Origin of the sequence: Nostoc sp., from assembly GCF_036917455.1 — a bacterium.
Taxonomy (GTDB): Bacteria; Cyanobacteriota; Cyanobacteriia; order Cyanobacteriales; family Nostocaceae; genus Nostoc.
In genome coordinates, this window is the sequence record NZ_JBALDK010000171.1 from 1 (window position 1) to 16,199 (window position 16,199).

Annotated in this window: 15 protein-coding genes; 9 read left to right on the forward strand and 6 right to left on the reverse strand. The window is 42.4% G+C overall.

Going from position 1 to position 16,199, the window contains the following annotated elements; all coding sequences use genetic code 11:
* Positions 1–509 precede the first annotated feature (509 nt).
* The 4 genes from V7K42_RS18330 to V7K42_RS18345 all read left to right on the forward strand — a co-directional run bounded on the left by V7K42_RS18330 (position 510) and on the right by V7K42_RS18345 (position 4,620).
* Positions 510–2,102: a photosystem II high light acclimation radical SAM protein gene (locus V7K42_RS18330; RefSeq protein ID WP_334918512.1), complete on the forward strand. Its 1,593-nt coding sequence runs from the start codon at positions 510–512 to the stop codon at positions 2,100–2,102.
* Between the two features lie 69 nt (positions 2,103–2,171).
* Positions 2,172–3,569 carry a DICT sensory domain-containing protein gene (locus V7K42_RS18335; protein ID WP_334918534.1) on the forward strand — a complete coding sequence of 466 codons (1,398 nt, stop codon included), beginning with the start codon at positions 2,172–2,174 and terminating at the stop codon, positions 3,567–3,569.
* A complete protein-coding gene (locus V7K42_RS18340) occupies positions 3,566–4,204 on the forward strand; it encodes a pentapeptide repeat-containing protein (RefSeq protein ID WP_334918514.1) in 639 nt (212 codons plus the stop codon). Before V7K42_RS18335 ends, V7K42_RS18340 begins: the two co-directional genes overlap by 4 nt.
* Positions 4,205–4,365: 161 nt before the next feature.
* Entirely contained in the window at positions 4,366–4,620 is a 255-nt protein-coding gene (locus V7K42_RS18345) for a hypothetical protein (RefSeq protein WP_334918516.1), read from the forward strand.
* Positions 4,621–4,739: 119 nt separating this feature from the next.
* Here the strand turns inward: V7K42_RS18345 and V7K42_RS18350 are convergent, their stop codons facing one another.
* From V7K42_RS18350 to clpS, 4 genes are all read right to left on the reverse strand, one after another.
* A complete protein-coding gene (locus V7K42_RS18350) occupies positions 4,740–5,123 on the reverse strand; it encodes a type II toxin-antitoxin system VapC family toxin (RefSeq protein WP_334918518.1) in 384 nt (127 codons plus the stop codon).
* Positions 5,120–5,347, reverse strand: coding sequence for a type II toxin-antitoxin system VapB family antitoxin (gene vapB / locus V7K42_RS18355; RefSeq protein ID WP_334918520.1), 228 nt, complete (start codon positions 5,345–5,347; stop codon positions 5,120–5,122). Before vapB ends, V7K42_RS18350 begins: the two co-directional genes overlap by 4 nt.
* A 70-nt stretch (positions 5,348–5,417) precedes the next feature.
* Positions 5,418–6,251 (reverse strand): CPBP family intramembrane glutamic endopeptidase, encoded by an 834-nt coding sequence (locus V7K42_RS18360; RefSeq protein WP_334918522.1) that lies wholly within the window; start codon positions 6,249–6,251, stop codon positions 5,418–5,420.
* Positions 6,252–6,323: 72 nt separating this feature from the next.
* Complete coding sequence (gene clpS / locus V7K42_RS18365; protein ID WP_012410249.1) at positions 6,324–6,605, reverse strand: ATP-dependent Clp protease adapter ClpS; 282 nt, start codon at positions 6,603–6,605, stop codon at positions 6,324–6,326.
* 281 nt (positions 6,606–6,886) lie between these two features.
* On the opposite strand from clpS, the gene V7K42_RS18370 reads away from it, so the two are divergent.
* Positions 6,887–7,231: a hypothetical protein gene (locus tag V7K42_RS18370; RefSeq protein WP_334918524.1), complete on the forward strand. Its 345-nt coding sequence runs from the start codon at positions 6,887–6,889 to the stop codon at positions 7,229–7,231.
* A 357-nt stretch (positions 7,232–7,588) separates the two neighbouring features.
* On the opposite strand, the gene V7K42_RS18375 is transcribed toward V7K42_RS18370, so the two are convergent.
* Positions 7,589–7,792, reverse strand: a complete 204-nt coding sequence (locus tag V7K42_RS18375; protein WP_094331166.1) for a hypothetical protein — start codon at positions 7,790–7,792, stop codon at positions 7,589–7,591.
* Between the two features lie 472 nt (positions 7,793–8,264).
* Here V7K42_RS18375 and V7K42_RS18380 point away from each other — a divergent pair, with 472 nt between their 5' ends.
* The 4 genes from V7K42_RS18380 (at position 8,265) to V7K42_RS18395 (ending at position 15,105) form a co-directional block, all read left to right on the forward strand.
* Complete coding sequence (locus V7K42_RS18380) at positions 8,265–8,594, forward strand: STAS domain-containing protein (RefSeq protein WP_094331165.1); 330 nt, start codon at positions 8,265–8,267, stop codon at positions 8,592–8,594.
* 147 nt (positions 8,595–8,741) lie between these two features.
* Complete coding sequence (locus V7K42_RS18385; protein WP_334918526.1) at positions 8,742–11,435, forward strand: TIGR03960 family B12-binding radical SAM protein; 2,694 nt, start codon at positions 8,742–8,744, stop codon at positions 11,433–11,435.
* Positions 11,436–12,286: 851 nt separating this feature from the next.
* On the forward strand, positions 12,287–14,440 hold the full coding sequence (locus V7K42_RS18390; RefSeq protein WP_334918528.1) for an Rne/Rng family ribonuclease: 2,154 nt from the start codon (positions 12,287–12,289) through the stop codon (positions 14,438–14,440).
* Between the two features lie 8 nt (positions 14,441–14,448).
* A complete protein-coding gene (locus tag V7K42_RS18395) occupies positions 14,449–15,105 on the forward strand; it encodes a ribonuclease HII (RefSeq protein ID WP_334918530.1) in 657 nt (218 codons plus the stop codon).
* Between the two features lie 8 nt (positions 15,106–15,113).
* Here V7K42_RS18395 and V7K42_RS18400 read toward each other — a convergent pair whose 3' ends face one another.
* Positions 15,114–15,701, reverse strand: coding sequence for a DUF1997 domain-containing protein (locus tag V7K42_RS18400; protein WP_334918532.1), 588 nt, complete (start codon positions 15,699–15,701; stop codon positions 15,114–15,116).
* Positions 15,702–16,199: the final 498 nt, after the last annotated feature.

The window sequence follows — 16,199 nt, forward strand, 5'->3', positions numbered from 1 at the left end:
CAGTTGTTGTAACTGTGAATACCAACTGAGCCTTTACAGATTATTTCTGTCTAAAGATATATTTTTAAGTTGTAAAAATTTTGTAATTTTTTATGCCTTTTTCGGAATTATACACTATGTATAAAATCTTTGAATATTTTTTTGTCATATCAAAGCTTGAATTCTCTTAAGGCAGATAAGACGACGATCCCTTTGCTTTTCGGCTAGCGAAGAAGTGAGTTTTGCCGTTTCATCTATCCCAGAATTAATAGGCTGGGATCATCGCTTAATGAATAAAGTCAATGTTATGGTAAAGCTATATGAAAAATATCTTCATAAAGCCTATCTATAAGATTCTATGTATTTTTTATGCATAGCAATTTTATCATTTCCTGCAATTGCTGACATTAATTTTTTGATATCAGCAATTATGTAAAATGTCAAGTGCGATCGCGATAATAAAAACAAAATTAAACAAGCACACACTTTAAAACTGGATGTTTTTCTCGCTTTCTCCAAAGATTGGCAAGATGGAAGTCAAAACACAGATGATGGAAAATCGAATTCTTTACGTTCGCCTTCCTTGTAACCCCATCTTTCCTATTGGGGTTGTCTACCTGAGCGATCATGTCCATAAGCAGTTTCCTAATATTAAGCAGCGCATCTTTGATTTAGGAACAGTACCACCTTTAGATTACAATTCTGCTCTGGATCGTTGTATCGATGAATTTAAACCGACACTGCTAGTATTTTCTTGGCGGGATATTCAAATTTATGCCCCAGTTGGCGGACGTGGTGGCAACCCACTGCAAAACGCCTTTGAATTTTACTACGCTAAGAATCCTTTATTAAAATTACGTGGCGGCTTGGGCGGTTTAAGAATCTTTATCGCTTATTACGTAGAGTTATGGCGAAACCAAGGCTTAATCAAACGCGGTTTAAAGCGTGCCCAAAAATATAATTCCAATGCCCGTGTAGTTGTAGGTGGTGGTGCAGTCAGCGTATTTTACGAACAATTGGGTAAAAGTTTACCTAATGGGACAATTATTTCTGTGGGTGAAGGCGAAACACTGCTAGAAAAACTTTTAAGTGGCAAAGATTTTCGAGATGAACGCTGTTATGTTGCGGGAGAAACTCAACCACGGGAACGGTTAATTCACGAACAACCCACCCCACTAGAAAAGACAGCTTGTAACTACGACTATATCGAAAGCATCTGGCCGGAATTTAACTTTTACCTGCAAGAGGAAGACTTTTATATAGGTGTACAAACTAAGCGTGGTTGTCCCCACAACTGTTGTTATTGCGTCTATACGGTTGTCGAAGGCAAACAAGTACGCATCAACCCAGCAGATGAAGTAGTTGCCGAGATGCGCCAATTATACGATCGCGGCATTCGCAATTTTTGGTTTACCGATGCCCAATTCATCCCAGCCCGAAAATTTATCGACGATGCCATAGAACTATTGCAAAAAATCGTCGATTCTGGTATGACAGATATCCATTGGGCAGCATATATCAGAGCCGACAATTTGACACCCGAATTGTGCAACTTGATGGCGAAAACCGGGATGAATTACTTTGAAATCGGGATTACCAGTGGTTCTCAAGAACTCGTGCGGAAAATGCGAATGGGGTATAACCTGCGAACCGTCTTGCAAAACTGCCGTGACTTAAAAGCAGCTGGTTTCAACGACTTAGTTTCCGTCAACTACTCCTTTAACGTCATTGACGAACGTCCCGAAACCATCCGCCAAACCATTGCTTACCACCGCGAACTAGAACGGATTTTCGGTGCTGATAAAGTCGAACCTGCTATCTTCTTTATTGGACTACAACCTCATACTCATTTAGAAGAATACGCCTTCAAAGAAGGTATCCTCAAACCAGGATACGATCCGATGAGTTTGATGCCGTGGACAGCCAAAAAACTCCTTTGGAATCCCGAACCCCTTGGTTCATTTTTCGGCGAAGTCTGCTTGCAAGCTTGGCAACAAAACCCCAACGATTTCGGGCGCGAAGTCATGAACATCTTGGAGGAAAAACTAGGTTGTGCCGACTTAGAAGCAGCACTTTCCGCACCAATGGAGACGAAAGAAAAACAGTTAGCGGGTATATCTTAAAAAACTGAATTTCTGCCCCTCTTTTCCTCTGTGTCCTCTGCGCCTCTGCGGTTATTTTTACCAAATCCCATGTTAGAAGGTTCAATCTTACAACAGCTAGAAACAGCCCATCGCCATACCACCAGGCCAATTCGATTCGGTGTTTACTACAAAAATACCCTAGTTGCCCTGTGCCACGCTTTAGAAGACCATATTTTAACCGACGACGGTACACCCTTAGTCATCACAGCCTTTCAACAGGGAAAATGGTATCTACAAGAAGCTGATCGATATGCAGACATCGCCCAGCGCAGCTGCCAAATTGCCATCATGGCCGCCTCTGAATCGGGCTTTGATGAACATCCCACGAGCCAGTTACCTAATGTAGATTTAGTGGGATTAGATTCAGGCGATCCAGTGGCGCAGGAGTGGCACTTAATTATTTTATCGCCAAAATACACAGCAATGGTAATTTGTCAAGAATTATCAGAGGCTGATTATGGCAGCGCTGGAGTACCGACATCAGACTTAGAGCGGAAATTCTATGGCTTGTGGACATTTGAGCCAGAGTTAGTGCAAGACACAGCAGAAATAGCGATCGCTCACATCAAAAAATACAACCCAGAACTGGCGCAAAAACTCACAGCCGACAAAGAACAAATTGTACCGTCAATTGCCAGATCCCAAAATTTAGGTGCAGTTGTCTCCCGTGTAGTAGATTACCTCCAGACTGGGCAAGATAATTTATCCATACCAACAGCGTCTCACCAACAAACCCTAGATCGCAACTTGGTTTCCAACGAAATCCAAGCCTTTTTGCGAATGGCGCAACTGATGGATATGGCAGATGTCAACAATCCAATGGCAGCTGCGGAAGTAGTAGCTCTTGCTGAAGCGATCGGCCAGCTTTTGGATCTTCCCGCATGGCAGATTAAAAGATTGCGGCTAGCGGCTTTGTTACATCGCATAGATCCATTACAGAAAGCCGAAAGCGTACTCACTGACAGTATATCCACACGCTACCAAGAAGATGCCCCCAGTTCTCCCTTAACTTGTCCCTTAGTACCAGGGGCGCAAGTATTGCGAACCATGCCAAGATTACGAGCAGTTGCCCAAATTATTACTCACCAAAGCGAGTGGTGGAATGGCACAGGGGAACCGGCAGGTTTAGCTGGAGATGAAATTCCCCTAGAGTCGAGGATTTTGGCATTATTGGCAGACTTTCAGTGGCGAGTCAATGAGCGAAAATCGTCAAGTCAAAGCCGGGAACAGATTTTTACTCAAGCTTTAGATGAGTGCAGACAGCAACAATCTACCCGCTTTGACCCTAAACTTGTAGATACCCTAACTTTATTAGTTATGGGTTTACAACAGGGACTCGATTTACCCATCATGACACCCAAAGTCAGCGCCGGCATTTGGATACTTGATTCCCAATGGGATAGCCACAGCAAGATAAGTGAAGAGATTGGTAGTTACTTTACATGAATATTGAAGCCATTAAATTAGGAAAACTCAAACAACTTCCAGGGGCAAATTTAGAAGACGAGGAACTCTCCCGACTGGATTTAAGCCGGATTAATCTTGCTGGTGCTACCCTTGTTGGCACAAATTTTACTGCTTCCAAACTCGAAGGTGGGCATTTGGAGGGAGCGAATTTGATGGGGGCAAACCTCCAAGAAACTGACTTGCGGGCGAACTTGATGGGAGCAAACCTGATGCAAGCAGATTTAACCGGTGCTGACTTGCGGGGTAGTAACTTGCGTGGCGCTAACTTGATGGGAGCAAGACTCAGTGATGTTTCATTGGTGGGTGCTTTCTTAAGTGGTGCCAATTTAATGAACGTGAACTTACAAGGCGTTGATTTGCGCGGTGCTGACTTGCGCGGTGCAAACCTGACTGGAGCAAATCTCAAAGGTGCAGATTTGAGTCGCGCCGATTTGCAAGGGACATTGTTGAGTGAAGCGAACCTTGAAGAGGCTGACTTGCGGGGGGCGAATTTGGCGGGAGCGAATTTGACGGGAGCGAATTTACTCTGTGCAGAGTTAGAAGGTGCAAATTTGAGCGGTGTTAATTTGAATAAAGCGTGTGTGGTGGGGACAGTTGTGGAGGCTGCGTTTTGAATAGGGGTTCATGAACAGTTAATTTATACAAATTACGATGAATAATGTATTGACAATGTGCTTTTAAAGTGAAACATTGTTAGCACATAATAACTACTGCTAACCACTGTTGACTTTGGCGAGCGCACAATTTAAGTAAGTATTAATGAGATGAAACGCAAATGAAGCGAGTAGTAAAACTTTGCCCGCATCAGTTTTGGAGTAAAGCTAATCCAGAAATCATTATTGAATGGAACAAATCGACTCGAAAGCCTAACTCTAATGAACGTTGCTGGAGCGTCAGTATCGATACTCTAAATTACAGCTATTACAGCCGATACATGGATTTAACCGCCAGGAAAAATTTATGGTTCACTAAGTGGGAACTAGAGGAGTTTATCTCTGACAACTTAAGTAACGAAAAGATAGTCAATTAGGCTGAAGAAGACGGAGAGAGACGCTTTTAGCTGCAATCAATCGATATAGCCCGTAGTGAAGAATGAGCTAGCTTTCTATGGGAAGATATTTGATGCTGCGTGCCGTAGCCACTTTTTCATCACCAAACCCTCTGAATATTATAGGCATCAAAAGCCGAATCACGACTAATCAAAACAAGGGAATGATTCATCGCCTGTGCCACCAGAATACGATCAAACGGATCTCGATGATGCAGTGGTAAATAACGGAATTGAACAGTATCGGTAAAGGTAATAGGAAGAATCGTTATACCCGCAGCAATTAGTTTAGGTTCAATCTCTTCAAAAGCACCCTGTAGGGATAGTTTTCCAATGTTGAGTTTAATCGCCATTTCCCAAAGACTTGCAATACTAAAGAAAACAGCCTCAGCAGATTCAATTTTTTCTCTAGTTAACACTGGCAGGGTGGCATCATTCGAGACAAACCACATAAAAGCATGAGTATCCAATAGTAATCTATTCATTCCATATATTCTTTCATATCTTGAAGCGGCTCATCAAAATCATTAGGCAATGGCAGAACAAACATTCCTTTCATCGTTCCAGCAACGCGACGCTTGTTTGTCTGCTTTTCTTCGGTAAAGTTTTTAGCGTGCTTCTCTATCAAAAACTCAATGTAATGAAGCACTTCTATCTGAAGAGACTCAGGAAGTTCTTCTAATTTTTCTAAAAGGACTGGCTGTATCATTGCTTTTTCTCCTTGGCAATTTTTATGAAAAACATCACAGCTATATTTGTTTATATTAATATTTTTATTTTCATATATGAAGCGATCGCTCAGTTCGTCCCCGTATCCACAAAGCTAGTACACTCATTAACAACACCCCCATGACTCCTTGTAGGGGATTATTATTCACACCAGTTACCCAATCAGGAACTTCACCAGAATATTTCACTAATTTACCTACATTAATAATGTAGTAACCCCAAACTAAACCACCATGTAAACCAATGGGTAAACCCAAGCGTCCCCTCCGCCAACGCTTTCCCCATACCTGCGTTAACCCCAGCAGTACTAAAGCTGGAAATTGCGGCAGTGTATGAATAATTGCCTCAAAGGGTTTAATAAAGTGCAATGTAGCAAAGGCAGTTGCATCTGTCCACAGTGCTACACGCGGACTGTAATCTCGTTGTAACTCATCTAGCAACCAGCCTCGAAATAACAATTCCTCAGCAAATCCAACACCTAAGCCAACAAGTAAACCTTCTAAAATTATTTTTAGCAAAAAAACTTTCGGTTGTTGCCACACCAACCAACCCGACAAACTTTCTACCCCAAAAAGGATCAGAATATTAATTATCCCTATAGCCAAGCCACGCAGTAAATCCACACCATTCTGTCGTGTGAATTCTAAGCCATAATGTTGCAGAATTTGGGGCTGCTGGTAGACATATTTGCCCCATAATATTAGGAGAAAAATAAAGGCTACATATAACAATACCAATGTCAATATACTTTCTAAATTTGAATCATGGACTAGTAAGTATATTGGTGTAGCCAATGGCAACCATAGCAGGGCTAAATTCAAAATAAAAGCACCCAGCCTAATAGGGGCAGGGCGTTCAGCTAAACGGATAAGGTTTTTTTTCATAACAAGTTAAGTCACCAATCACCAGTCAATACTCTAAATTTCTACTAATGACCAATGACCAATGACCAATGACTATTCATCAGGTTCAATTGTGCTACTTAAACCGTGACTTATCAATGTTTCGCAATAGAACTCAGCGTGTTCAAGGGCGCAAGTAATGACTAAAGCTAGCCCGTTAGTATGGGCTTCCATCATGATGCTCACAGCTTGGGGTTGGGTAAGGCTAGGTACAGTGGCTATTAGTGACTGTACAACATGCTCCATAGAGTTGTAGTCATCGTTATGGAGCAAAACGCGATACCGAGGCGCTAGCTTACGGGTTGTGGAAGGCTTTTGAATAGTTTCAACTGACACGGCTCTTTGCTCTTTTCTTGTTGATTCACTACTACAAAGTGTCTGTGTAGCGATCGCTTAACAGTTATTTACCTATTCTATAGTATTTCTGTTTAGATACTATGCTAGAAAAACTGCTTTACTTCGTTTGTATAGCTACTTGTGAGGCAGATGTCTTAGACATCGTTGCCGTGAGAGTGCTACCCTAATCTTACATAAGCTTCCTTAAACGTAGCGCATTTTCATTTTTAAGATTAAGGAAGTTGCAAAATAATCCTTGCCCCTGCCCAAACTCCATAATCATGGACATTAGCCTAGATTTTCTTCAACCAGGACAAATTGTGTCTTTAGAGCATGGCGACAAAAATCTGTATGCAGAAGTCATTCAATTTGTAGTTTCCCGCCAGTTGTGCTGGGTACGTCCTTTATTAATGGTTACTTTGATTCAAGAATCACCCCTAATCACCGATTTGCGTGATGCGTCTGACTTGCTTTGGCCTGCCAATTTATTTCGACCAGCATTAGACACAGAAGTAATTACCTTCTTGAGCAAAATTTTAGCAAAAGAACCAAAAACCGAACCTGATTCATTCGCCAAGCAGCAACTCAATCAATTTATTCACCAAATATGGCAAGCATCTCAATAGACATGGGGCAAAGGATGTGACTGGAAGTCAGTTTATCTGGAGCGCCAACAGCCATATTGATCGGATCAACTCCCTTCGCAACGAGTTCACTCTACTTGTGGACTTTAGCAAACAGGTAGGGAGGACTTTTTTTAGGCGTTTAGCGAACTATATGGCGTTAATACTCCAACCAAAACACGTAGCGGCAGTTTATAGTCGGGGTTTAAATCCGCGTCTAAAAATGTCTTTAATTTTGAATTTTAAATTTGGAATTGCTATTATCCCACCTGCCTTTACTAAAACTTGTTTTACTAACTCAGAATTTTGATTACTTCAGTAGTCATCAACTTCACTTGACATACCTCTATGCATAAGCAGTTAGGAATATCCAAAGCTAGGAACCAACTTAATTCTACCAGCATCCATCTCCGACATTAATAATTCCAGAGCTTCATAGTCAACATCAGAAATGTAACCCAGTTCTGTCAGTTCTGAGTTAATTTCATTTTCGATCTCAGGAGTTAGTTTTTTAATGTCAAGAGCTTTTTCTACCAATTTACGAATAGCGTACTTAGTTCTCATAAGTAATACATCCAACTGTAATACAATACTAGATTATCCCAGATATCTCTAAGTATAAAAAGCGATCTAAATCCTAGCTTTCTTGTGACATATATCACATTTAATTAGTTAGATAGATAATTCGCTATCACCCTGGCGGATGCCATCAGCAACACTCAAGTGGCAGATTTAACTTACTGTTAAGACTTGGCTAAATTAGCTTGAGTTATAGACTAAGCAAGTCTTATCAGCATAGTTACTGATGATGTGTTTGCTCTATTGCTGTCTATGTTGATTGTTTTTGAACTGAGATAAAAAAAAAGTATATATGAACACATTTTAGCCTTGAATTATAACAATCTTTAAACAGAGATACTAAAGAAATAAAGATTCAGCAAAGAGAGCTAAGACGTATGGTCGATGCAACAGAATAGAGTTTATGTTCAAATAATCCTTAGCTTGACGCTTCAATAATTCTCAATAGGATGTAACTATGCAAGCAGTGCTTAACTATCCCAAGATTGCAGTCATTCGCCCCCAAGGGTGTTTGAATGCTACAAACGCCTTGGAATTTGAACGAAATATGACTACAGCGTTGGCACAAAATGGTATTTCCATCTTGGTAGTAGACCTCGCAGCAGTAGAATCGTTAGACAGCGCGGGGTTGATGGCATTGTTATCTATACACAAGCTAGCTCTTAGTTTAGGAAGGGGTTTCCGACTTTGCGCTGTTGCTCCGTCAATTAGAATTATTTTTGAACTAACGCAACTCGATAGAGTGTTCGAAATATTGGATGGTGAAGTTGAGTTAGCTACAACATAAACTTTATGTAAAAGCACAAAGGTCAGTTTAAAAGTGGACTTTATGTAAAGGAGTTATAAGTTACAACGATAAATTATGTTATGAGACCTAATTAAATGCTAAGGTTTGGATTGGTAGCTGTAATTAAGGTAGCTAGAAGATAGCACAGTGGCTGTTGCAGTTGAGAAATTAATAACATCGGATATTTTAAAACCAGGGCGTTACCTTGGTAATGAGCGTTTAGCAGTACATAAAGCTTGGGATAAGGCAGCAATACGCTGGGTCTTAACCTACCCAGAAGTATATGAAGTCGGTGCATCCAATTTAGGGCACATTATCCTATACAACATCTTGAATGCTCAACCACGTCAATTGTGCGATCGCGCCTACCTCCCAGGAAAAGACCTGGCAGACAAACTACGCGAAACTAATACGCCATTGTTTGCGGTAGAGTCAAAGCGATCGCTCACAGAATTCGACATTTTAGGCTTTAGCCTCAGTTATGAACTGGGTGCAACTAATATCTTAGAAATGTTGGATCTGGCTGGAATTCCCTTGACGTGGAAAGAACGCCAACAAACAGGGGGAGAATTTACGAATCTCCAATCCCAGTTTCCATTGATTTTTGCTGGTGGGCAAACAGCAACATCGAATCCTGAGCCTTACGCTGACTTTTTCGACTTTATCGCCCTTGGAGATGGAGAGGAACTGCTGCCAGAAATTGGTTTGGTATTGGAAGAAGGCAAACAAGCAGGATTAAGTAGGGAAGATATATTACTGGATTTGGCACAGATACCAGGCGTATATGTTCCCCAGTTTTATGACATGGCAGAGGATGGTTCAGTTCATCCTTGTCGCCCTGACGTGCCAAAACGAATTCTGCGACGGGTTGCAACTCCCATACCAGCATATTCCATTGGGTTAGTTCCTTACGTAGAAACGGTGCATGACCGTTTGACAATTGAGATTCGGCGTGGTTGCACTCGTGGCTGTCGCTTTTGTCAACCAGGAATGCTGACTCGGCCAGCACGGGATGTAGAACCCGATAAGGTTGTGGAAGCAATTGAACAGGGAATGCGGGCAACTGGTTACAATGAGTTTTCCCTACTATCTCTGAGTTGTTCTGATTATTTATCTCTACCAGCAGTGGGGATGGAAATCAAAAATCGCTTAAAAAATGAAAACATTTCTCTGACTCTGCCAAGCCAACGGGTAGACAGATTTGATGAGAATATTGCCAATATCCTTGGAGGTACGCGGCAAGGTGGACTAACTTTTGCTCCAGAAGCTGGAACTCAGCGGATGCGAGACATCGTAAATAAAGGTTTAACCAATGAAGAATTATTGCGGGGAGTGAAAACCGCTTGGGAGCAAGGCTGGGATAAAATCAAGTTGTATTTTATGATTGGCTTGCCGGGTGAAACGGATGTTGATGTTTTGGGCATTGCGGAAACAGTTAGCTGGCTACAGCAAGAATGTCGGGGCAAAGGCAGAAAAACCCTAAACTTTAACCTGACGATTTCTAACTTTACGCCCAAACCCCATACACCATTCCAGTGGCACTCAGTTTCTACCACAGAATTTAAGCGCAAACAAAACCTGTTGCGGCAAGAATTCCGGCGGATGAAGGGAATCAAGGTAAATTTTACCGATGTCCGCATTTCGGCAATGGAAGATTTTGTGGGACGAGGCGATCGCAATTTGAGCAAAGTAGTCCGTCGCGCCTGGGAATTGGGTGCAGGAATGGATTCCTGGTATGAAAATTTAGATCGAGCTTTTACTGCTTGGGGAGATGCGATCGCCGGGGCCGATCTAGATTGGAAATATCGCCAAGTAGAAAATGGCGAATGGAATTTGTTTCACGCACAAGATCGGAACAGATCGGAAGATGCGGAAAATACCCAATTCCTCACTCCTGTACAGACGCGATTAATCACGTCTCTTGATACTCCCCACTCCCTAGATATTCCTCTACCTTGGGATCATATTGATACCGGAATTGATAAAAAGTGGCTCAAAGAAGACTTGCAACGCGCCTTAGAAGCGGCAATTGTCCCCGACTGCTCTTTTGAGGGTTGTTCTCACTGTGGCGTATGTGGAACTGACTTTGGTCATAACGTCGTAATTGAATCGCCTATCATCCCACAATTTGCTGGCGAGTTTGTTCCCAACACAACTAAAGCCCAAAGACTGCGAGTTTGGTTTGGAAAACACGGTAACATGGCTTTGGTAAGCCACCTAGATTTAATCCGTTTGTTTGACCGAGTTGTGCGGCGAGCAAGTTTACCAATTGCCTTTACTGGTGGATTTCATCCAATGCCGCGAATTTCTGTAGCAACAGCTTTGGCTCTAGGGGCTACTAGTAGTGGTGAAATTGCGGATTTTGAGTTAACTGTACCAGTGGACATCGATACTTTTCGAGAAAAATTGGTTCAGGAAATGCCCACAGACATACCCATATATAATGTGGAGCAGATAGATTTAAAAACTCCGGCAGCTACTCAACTGCTAGAAACCGCAGAATATTTAATTACCGTAGCAGCACTTGAAGAAACAACACCTATACAATGGCAAGAATGGATTGATACCATCAAAGCAAAAGATGAACTTTGGTACGAGCATACAACAAAGTCAGGCAAGAGCCAGTTAATAAATCTGCGCGATCGCTTATTTGAACTGGAATTAGTAGAAACCCCCAAAAGCATTGCAGAATCTATATCTGTTATTCGTTATGTAGGTAGCTATCGCCAAGATGGTTTTCTATTGCGTCCTGAACAAATCCTGTTTATGCTAGGAACAGTGGCTAGTAGAGAATTTCAACTCCTGCACATCCACCGCAATCGGCTAATTTTAGCGGTATAATCCCTGTAAGGTAGCTTGCTAGTAGTTTTCCTAACATGGCACATCGTCGGAATTGATTTTTAGCAAGGTTGCGTTAGAATGGGGTGAAGAGAAATTTTCTGGCGCTGCATTGAATTAGCTGGTTCACTACCCTGGTGTTCAGGGGGCGAAAGCAAAGATATTAGAGTGCAACTTCTAGGATTTTATCCCAGACAAACTGAGGCAGATTAAAGAACACACACTCTCTCTATAGCTACCTTGTGAATCAGTAACTAACAGCAGGCTCGGTTAGCTTCTCTAAATCCATACTTTTTCAACAACTGCTGAATGTCCAATCCACAGTATTGCCCAAGAGCTAGTGCATTACTCTTCTAGAGTTGTTCGCCCTTGGTGTTACCGTAGGTAAGCAACTGCTGTAGGTTAAGCCAATTTGCAGACGTTCACCAGACGCGCAAAGCGCGGCTTAAAAGTAGGGTAGCAGCTGGCGTTGCTGAGTATAACCCTAAGAATAAATCCAGGGAATGGAAAATAGAAATAGTTTCTTTTTCTTAACGACTTCAGTCGGTTACTCTCAAAAAAAGCTTCCTGAGTTAAAAACTCACTCAGGATTTAGAACTTTCAACTCAGAACTCTCTCTATTGAGAGTATTGCATTGCAAATCAACCACAGGCGGTTGATTTAATTGCTTAAACATGCAGCTGTTCTGGAATAATCCGCCGTGAAAACGCTCTTAAGAGCGCCAATAGCTATTTAACTTAGAACATCAAGTTTGCGATTTTTATCATCAGTAGCGCCTTTTGAGGGTTGCAAGGGCAACAAAGGGATCACAAACCTCCAGACCTATTGGTGCTGCCAATTTTTGAGGAAATTGAATGCCAAAACAAATTATTATTGCGGAGCAGCACCAAATTGCTGCTGTCTTTTCTGAAGATCAAATACAAGAACTCGTTGTTGCTACCGGTCATCATCAAATAGGTGATATTTACTTAGGAGTAGTAGAAAACGTATTACCTGGGATAGATGCGGCTTTTGTGAATATTGGCGACCCAGAGCGTAACGGTTTTATTCATGTCACCGACTTGGGGCCATTGAAGCTAAAGCGTACCGCAGCAGCCATTACAGAACTATTAGCACCACAACAAAAAGTTTTGGTGCAAGTAATGAAAGAGCCAACGGGGACAAAAGGACCCAGGCTCACAGGTAACATCACCTTACCTGGACGCTACGTAGTACTGATGCCCTATGGTAGGGGGGTAAATTTATCCCGACGAATTAAAAGTGAAAGCGAACGGAACCGCTTGCGGGCACTAGCGATTTTGGTCAAACCGGCGGGAATGGGTTTGCTCGTGCGGACAGAAGCCGAAGGCAAACCAGAAGAAGCGATTATGGAAGATTTGGAGTTGCTGCAAAAGCAATGGGAGGCTATCCAACAGGAAGCGCATTCTACCCGGGCCCCAGCACTGCTCAACCGAGACGATGATTTTATCCAGCGCGTATTGCGGGATATGTATGGCGCGGATGTAAATCGGATTGTCGTAGATTCTAGTACTGGCTTGAAGCGCGTGAAGCAGTACTTGCAGAATTGGAGTGGAGGTCAAACACCGCAAGGATTGTTGATTGACCATCACCGCGATCGCTCCCCAATTTTAGAGTATTTCCGCATCAGTGCTGCCATTAGAGAAGCCCTGAAACCCAGAGTAGATCTACCTTCGGGAGGTTACATCATCATCGAGCCAACGGAGGCATTAACCGTAATTGATGTTAACTCAGGTTCCTTTACGCGATCGGCAACAGCCAGAGAAACAGTTCTGTGGACAAACTGCGAAGCTGCAACAGAAATTGCTCGCCAGTTGCGTCTGCGGAATATCGCTGGGGTAATCGTCGTTGATTTTATTGATATGGAATCCCGGCGCGATCAACTGCAAGTTCTCGAACACTTTAATAAAGGACTCAAAGCAGACAAAGCTCGTCCCCAGATTGCCCAACTTACCGAACTGGGTTTAGTAGAACTGACCCGCAAACGTCAGGGTCAAAACATTTACGAATTGTTTGGGGAAACTTGCCCCACCTGTGGCGGTTTAGGACATACTGTGCGTCTGCCTGGAGAACTCGAAAACCGATTACCAATACCCGCAGAAACACCAGAGCGTGAGCGTTTTGTATCCTTACCTCACCGAGAACCCCGTCAGCCAGCTGCCCGCGTCCCGGAACCACGAGAAACTTATGATGGATTTGGGGAAGTATTTGACGGCGACTCAGAATCGAGTAATTTAAATCTGCTCAATCATCCAAGTTATCAAGAACTTAATGATAATAAGCGTCGTACCCGCACTCGCCGCAGTAAAATTGGCATCAATGGGTTAAACGGGAAAGATGAATCTCGCGTTATTGCCAATCCACTAGCTTTTGCCAACGAGCCAGATTTAGACCTTGATATAGAACCAGAACTAGGAGTTGCACCAGAAATTCCCTCACCCACCCTTGGTAAACCAGGTTGGAGTGAAAGAGGAGAGCGCACTGTAGAGCGTACTAGAGTTATCAAGGCAGAGCCAGTTAAACCAGTGGTAGAACCACCGGAAATTAGAACTGTAGAAATGAGCCTCCAGGAACAGGATATGTTTGCTTTGATGGGAATATCTCCCTTGGTGAAGTTAGAGCAAGAGGTTAAAAATACCAAATCTGTGATTATTAATGTGATTCAGCCTGGTCAAGTGCGAACGACTCCAACTGAATCCATCCCAGAATCACCTATTGCCCAAAAAGTAACACCTGAAGTAATTACAACCAAGTTACCAATACCAAAAGTTATTGAGCCAGAACAAAAATCTTTAATAGAAGAGACAACTGAACAACCTGAGTTGACTGCCAATCCTTCGGAAAGCTTGTCTGTGAAAGCTTCCCCGATCGCAGATGAAAGTGATGCTAACAGCGCCGCCAATGCGATCGCAGATGAAAATGATGCCAACAGCGCCGCCACTGCTAGCCGTCGCCGCCGTCGTCGTTCATCAGCGATCGAAGATAATTAATTTGCTTTATGGTAGAAACATCGCCAACGCCCTTGGAACAATCCAATTGGCTGGAGTTTTCTACCTTGTCAGGAATTCCAGGATTGGTTGCAGGTGTGGATGAAGTAGGGCGAGGCGCTCTATTTGGCCCCGTGGTAGCGGCAGCAGTGATCCTCCCGGATTGTGCTTTGCCAATACTGATGGCAGCTAAAATTAAAGACAGTAAAAAGTTGTCTAGTTCTCGGAGAACTCAGCTAGCACAGCAAATTTGTGGGCTGGCTATAGACTGGAAAATTGGCTTTGCTTCTACTGCCGAAATTGACAAGATAAATATTTTGCAAGCGACACTATTAGCAATGAAGCGGGCTGTATTAAAGTTAAAAGTACAGCCTGCACTCTGCTTGGTTGATGGCAATCAGTCAATCAAAGACTTGCTATTGCCACAACAAACAATAGTTAAGGGGGACGAGCGATCGCTTGCTATTGCCTCTGCTAGTATTGTTGCTAAAGTTTGGCGTGACGATCTGATACTGCGTCTAGCATTGAAATACCCTATGTACAACCTAGAGCGTAACAAGGGTTATGGTAGCCAACGGCATTTGCTGGCTCTGCAACAATATGGACCATCGCCCCTACATCGTCAGTCTTTTCGTCCTTGCCAAATCAAATTACTGAACGCTGAGTGATTAAATAATTACTCAGCATTCAGGATTGGTAATTCACTACTGTCATCGTTAAGTCCTCTATCTTTAGTTTGTGATATCACCCAGTAGCGATAATCCGCCAAAAGTTGATTTAATAACCGTTGTTTAACCGACAACAGCACGCTTTTGAGCAAACCATTACCAGTAGCTTCTAAAATCGGCTTCGGAGTAAAGGAAAATGGCGGTGGTAAATCCACCAGCACTTCTAAATCAGCCCTTCCTTCCAGACGAGTGCCAGTGCTAAACTCTTTGGGAGACAAATGCCCTTTTAAATTGAGAGCAAAGCGCTGGTTAATATACTCGAAACCCAGAATTTCACAGCCTAGCGATCGCAAATTAATTATTCCATTTGATTCTGCCCAAACTCTCATGTCTACAGTCGGTTGAATACTCAATGACATAAAAGTAAGCGGGCGCATTTTCAAGCGAAATACTTCCTCAGAAAGCTGCTGAATTCGGGCGTTGTCAGCCAAAGCCCTAACCAGACGTTGAGGCTGGCGTAAGTAGTGCTGAATGGGAATAGGCTGCTCTGGAACAGCGATTTCAACCGATTGTGAGGCAGTAAACCGGGTAGCCATGAGCGGATAAAAATATTTGTCTCTTAATTTTAGTATTTTTTAATAAATTAAATCTGATTATTAGAAAAGTACAAAATTTATTGGTGATAAAAATTATCGTTGCTTATCAGCTATACAGCATTAACAAAAATTTGGTAGGCTCATTACTATCTTTAGTTCAAGAAATAAATATAGATTAAAATTAGCCTTTTCAAAGTAAGTAAAAATTTTGGTCAATAAATTCCATACTCTGTGTTTTCTGCGCCTCTGTGGTTAAAAAAATACTTTTAAACCGTAGAGGCACAGAGAACGCTGAGAAAATATAAGAGATTTTACAAGCCATATTGAAAGTCTATTCCCTCATATCAGTTCTGTATGAAGGTGCGCCGAACTATATGAGGAACGAACCGCAAAGGACGCAAAGCCCGGATTTCTCACAAGTGAGAAAAAATCATTAGCTTGAGCAAAATTTTAGAGGATTTAATTGATACATCCTAAAGTAAGATTCAAAAGCAGGAT

Bases quoted from the DNA above. Each gene is read 5' to 3' on its own strand.
- V7K42_RS18390 (WP_334918528.1), top strand. From the start codon at position 12,287: ATGCCAAAACAAATTATTATTGCGGAGCAGCACCAAATTGCTGCTGTC.
- V7K42_RS18350 (WP_334918518.1), bottom strand. From the start codon at position 5,123: ATGAATAGATTACTATTGGATACTCATGCTTTTATGTGGTTTGTCTCG.
- V7K42_RS18335 (WP_334918534.1), top strand. From the start codon at position 2,172: ATGTTAGAAGGTTCAATCTTACAACAGCTAGAAACAGCCCATCGCCAT.
- vapB (WP_334918520.1), bottom strand. From the start codon at position 5,347: ATGATACAGCCAGTCCTTTTAGAAAAATTAGAAGAACTTCCTGAGTCT.
- V7K42_RS18370 (WP_334918524.1), top strand. From the start codon at position 6,887: ATGGACATTAGCCTAGATTTTCTTCAACCAGGACAAATTGTGTCTTTA.
- V7K42_RS18340 (WP_334918514.1), top strand. From the start codon at position 3,566: ATGAATATTGAAGCCATTAAATTAGGAAAACTCAAACAACTTCCAGGG.
- V7K42_RS18345 (WP_334918516.1), top strand. From the start codon at position 4,366: ATGAAGCGAGTAGTAAAACTTTGCCCGCATCAGTTTTGGAGTAAAGCT.
- V7K42_RS18330 (WP_334918512.1), top strand. From the start codon at position 510: ATGGAAGTCAAAACACAGATGATGGAAAATCGAATTCTTTACGTTCGC.
- V7K42_RS18395 (WP_334918530.1), top strand. From the start codon at position 14,449: ATGGTAGAAACATCGCCAACGCCCTTGGAACAATCCAATTGGCTGGAG.
- V7K42_RS18400 (WP_334918532.1), bottom strand. From the start codon at position 15,701: ATGGCTACCCGGTTTACTGCCTCACAATCGGTTGAAATCGCTGTTCCA.
- V7K42_RS18360 (WP_334918522.1), bottom strand. From the start codon at position 6,251: ATGAAAAAAAACCTTATCCGTTTAGCTGAACGCCCTGCCCCTATTAGG.
- V7K42_RS18375 (WP_094331166.1), bottom strand. From the start codon at position 7,792: ATGAGAACTAAGTACGCTATTCGTAAATTGGTAGAAAAAGCTCTTGAC.
- V7K42_RS18380 (WP_094331165.1), top strand. From the start codon at position 8,265: ATGCAAGCAGTGCTTAACTATCCCAAGATTGCAGTCATTCGCCCCCAA.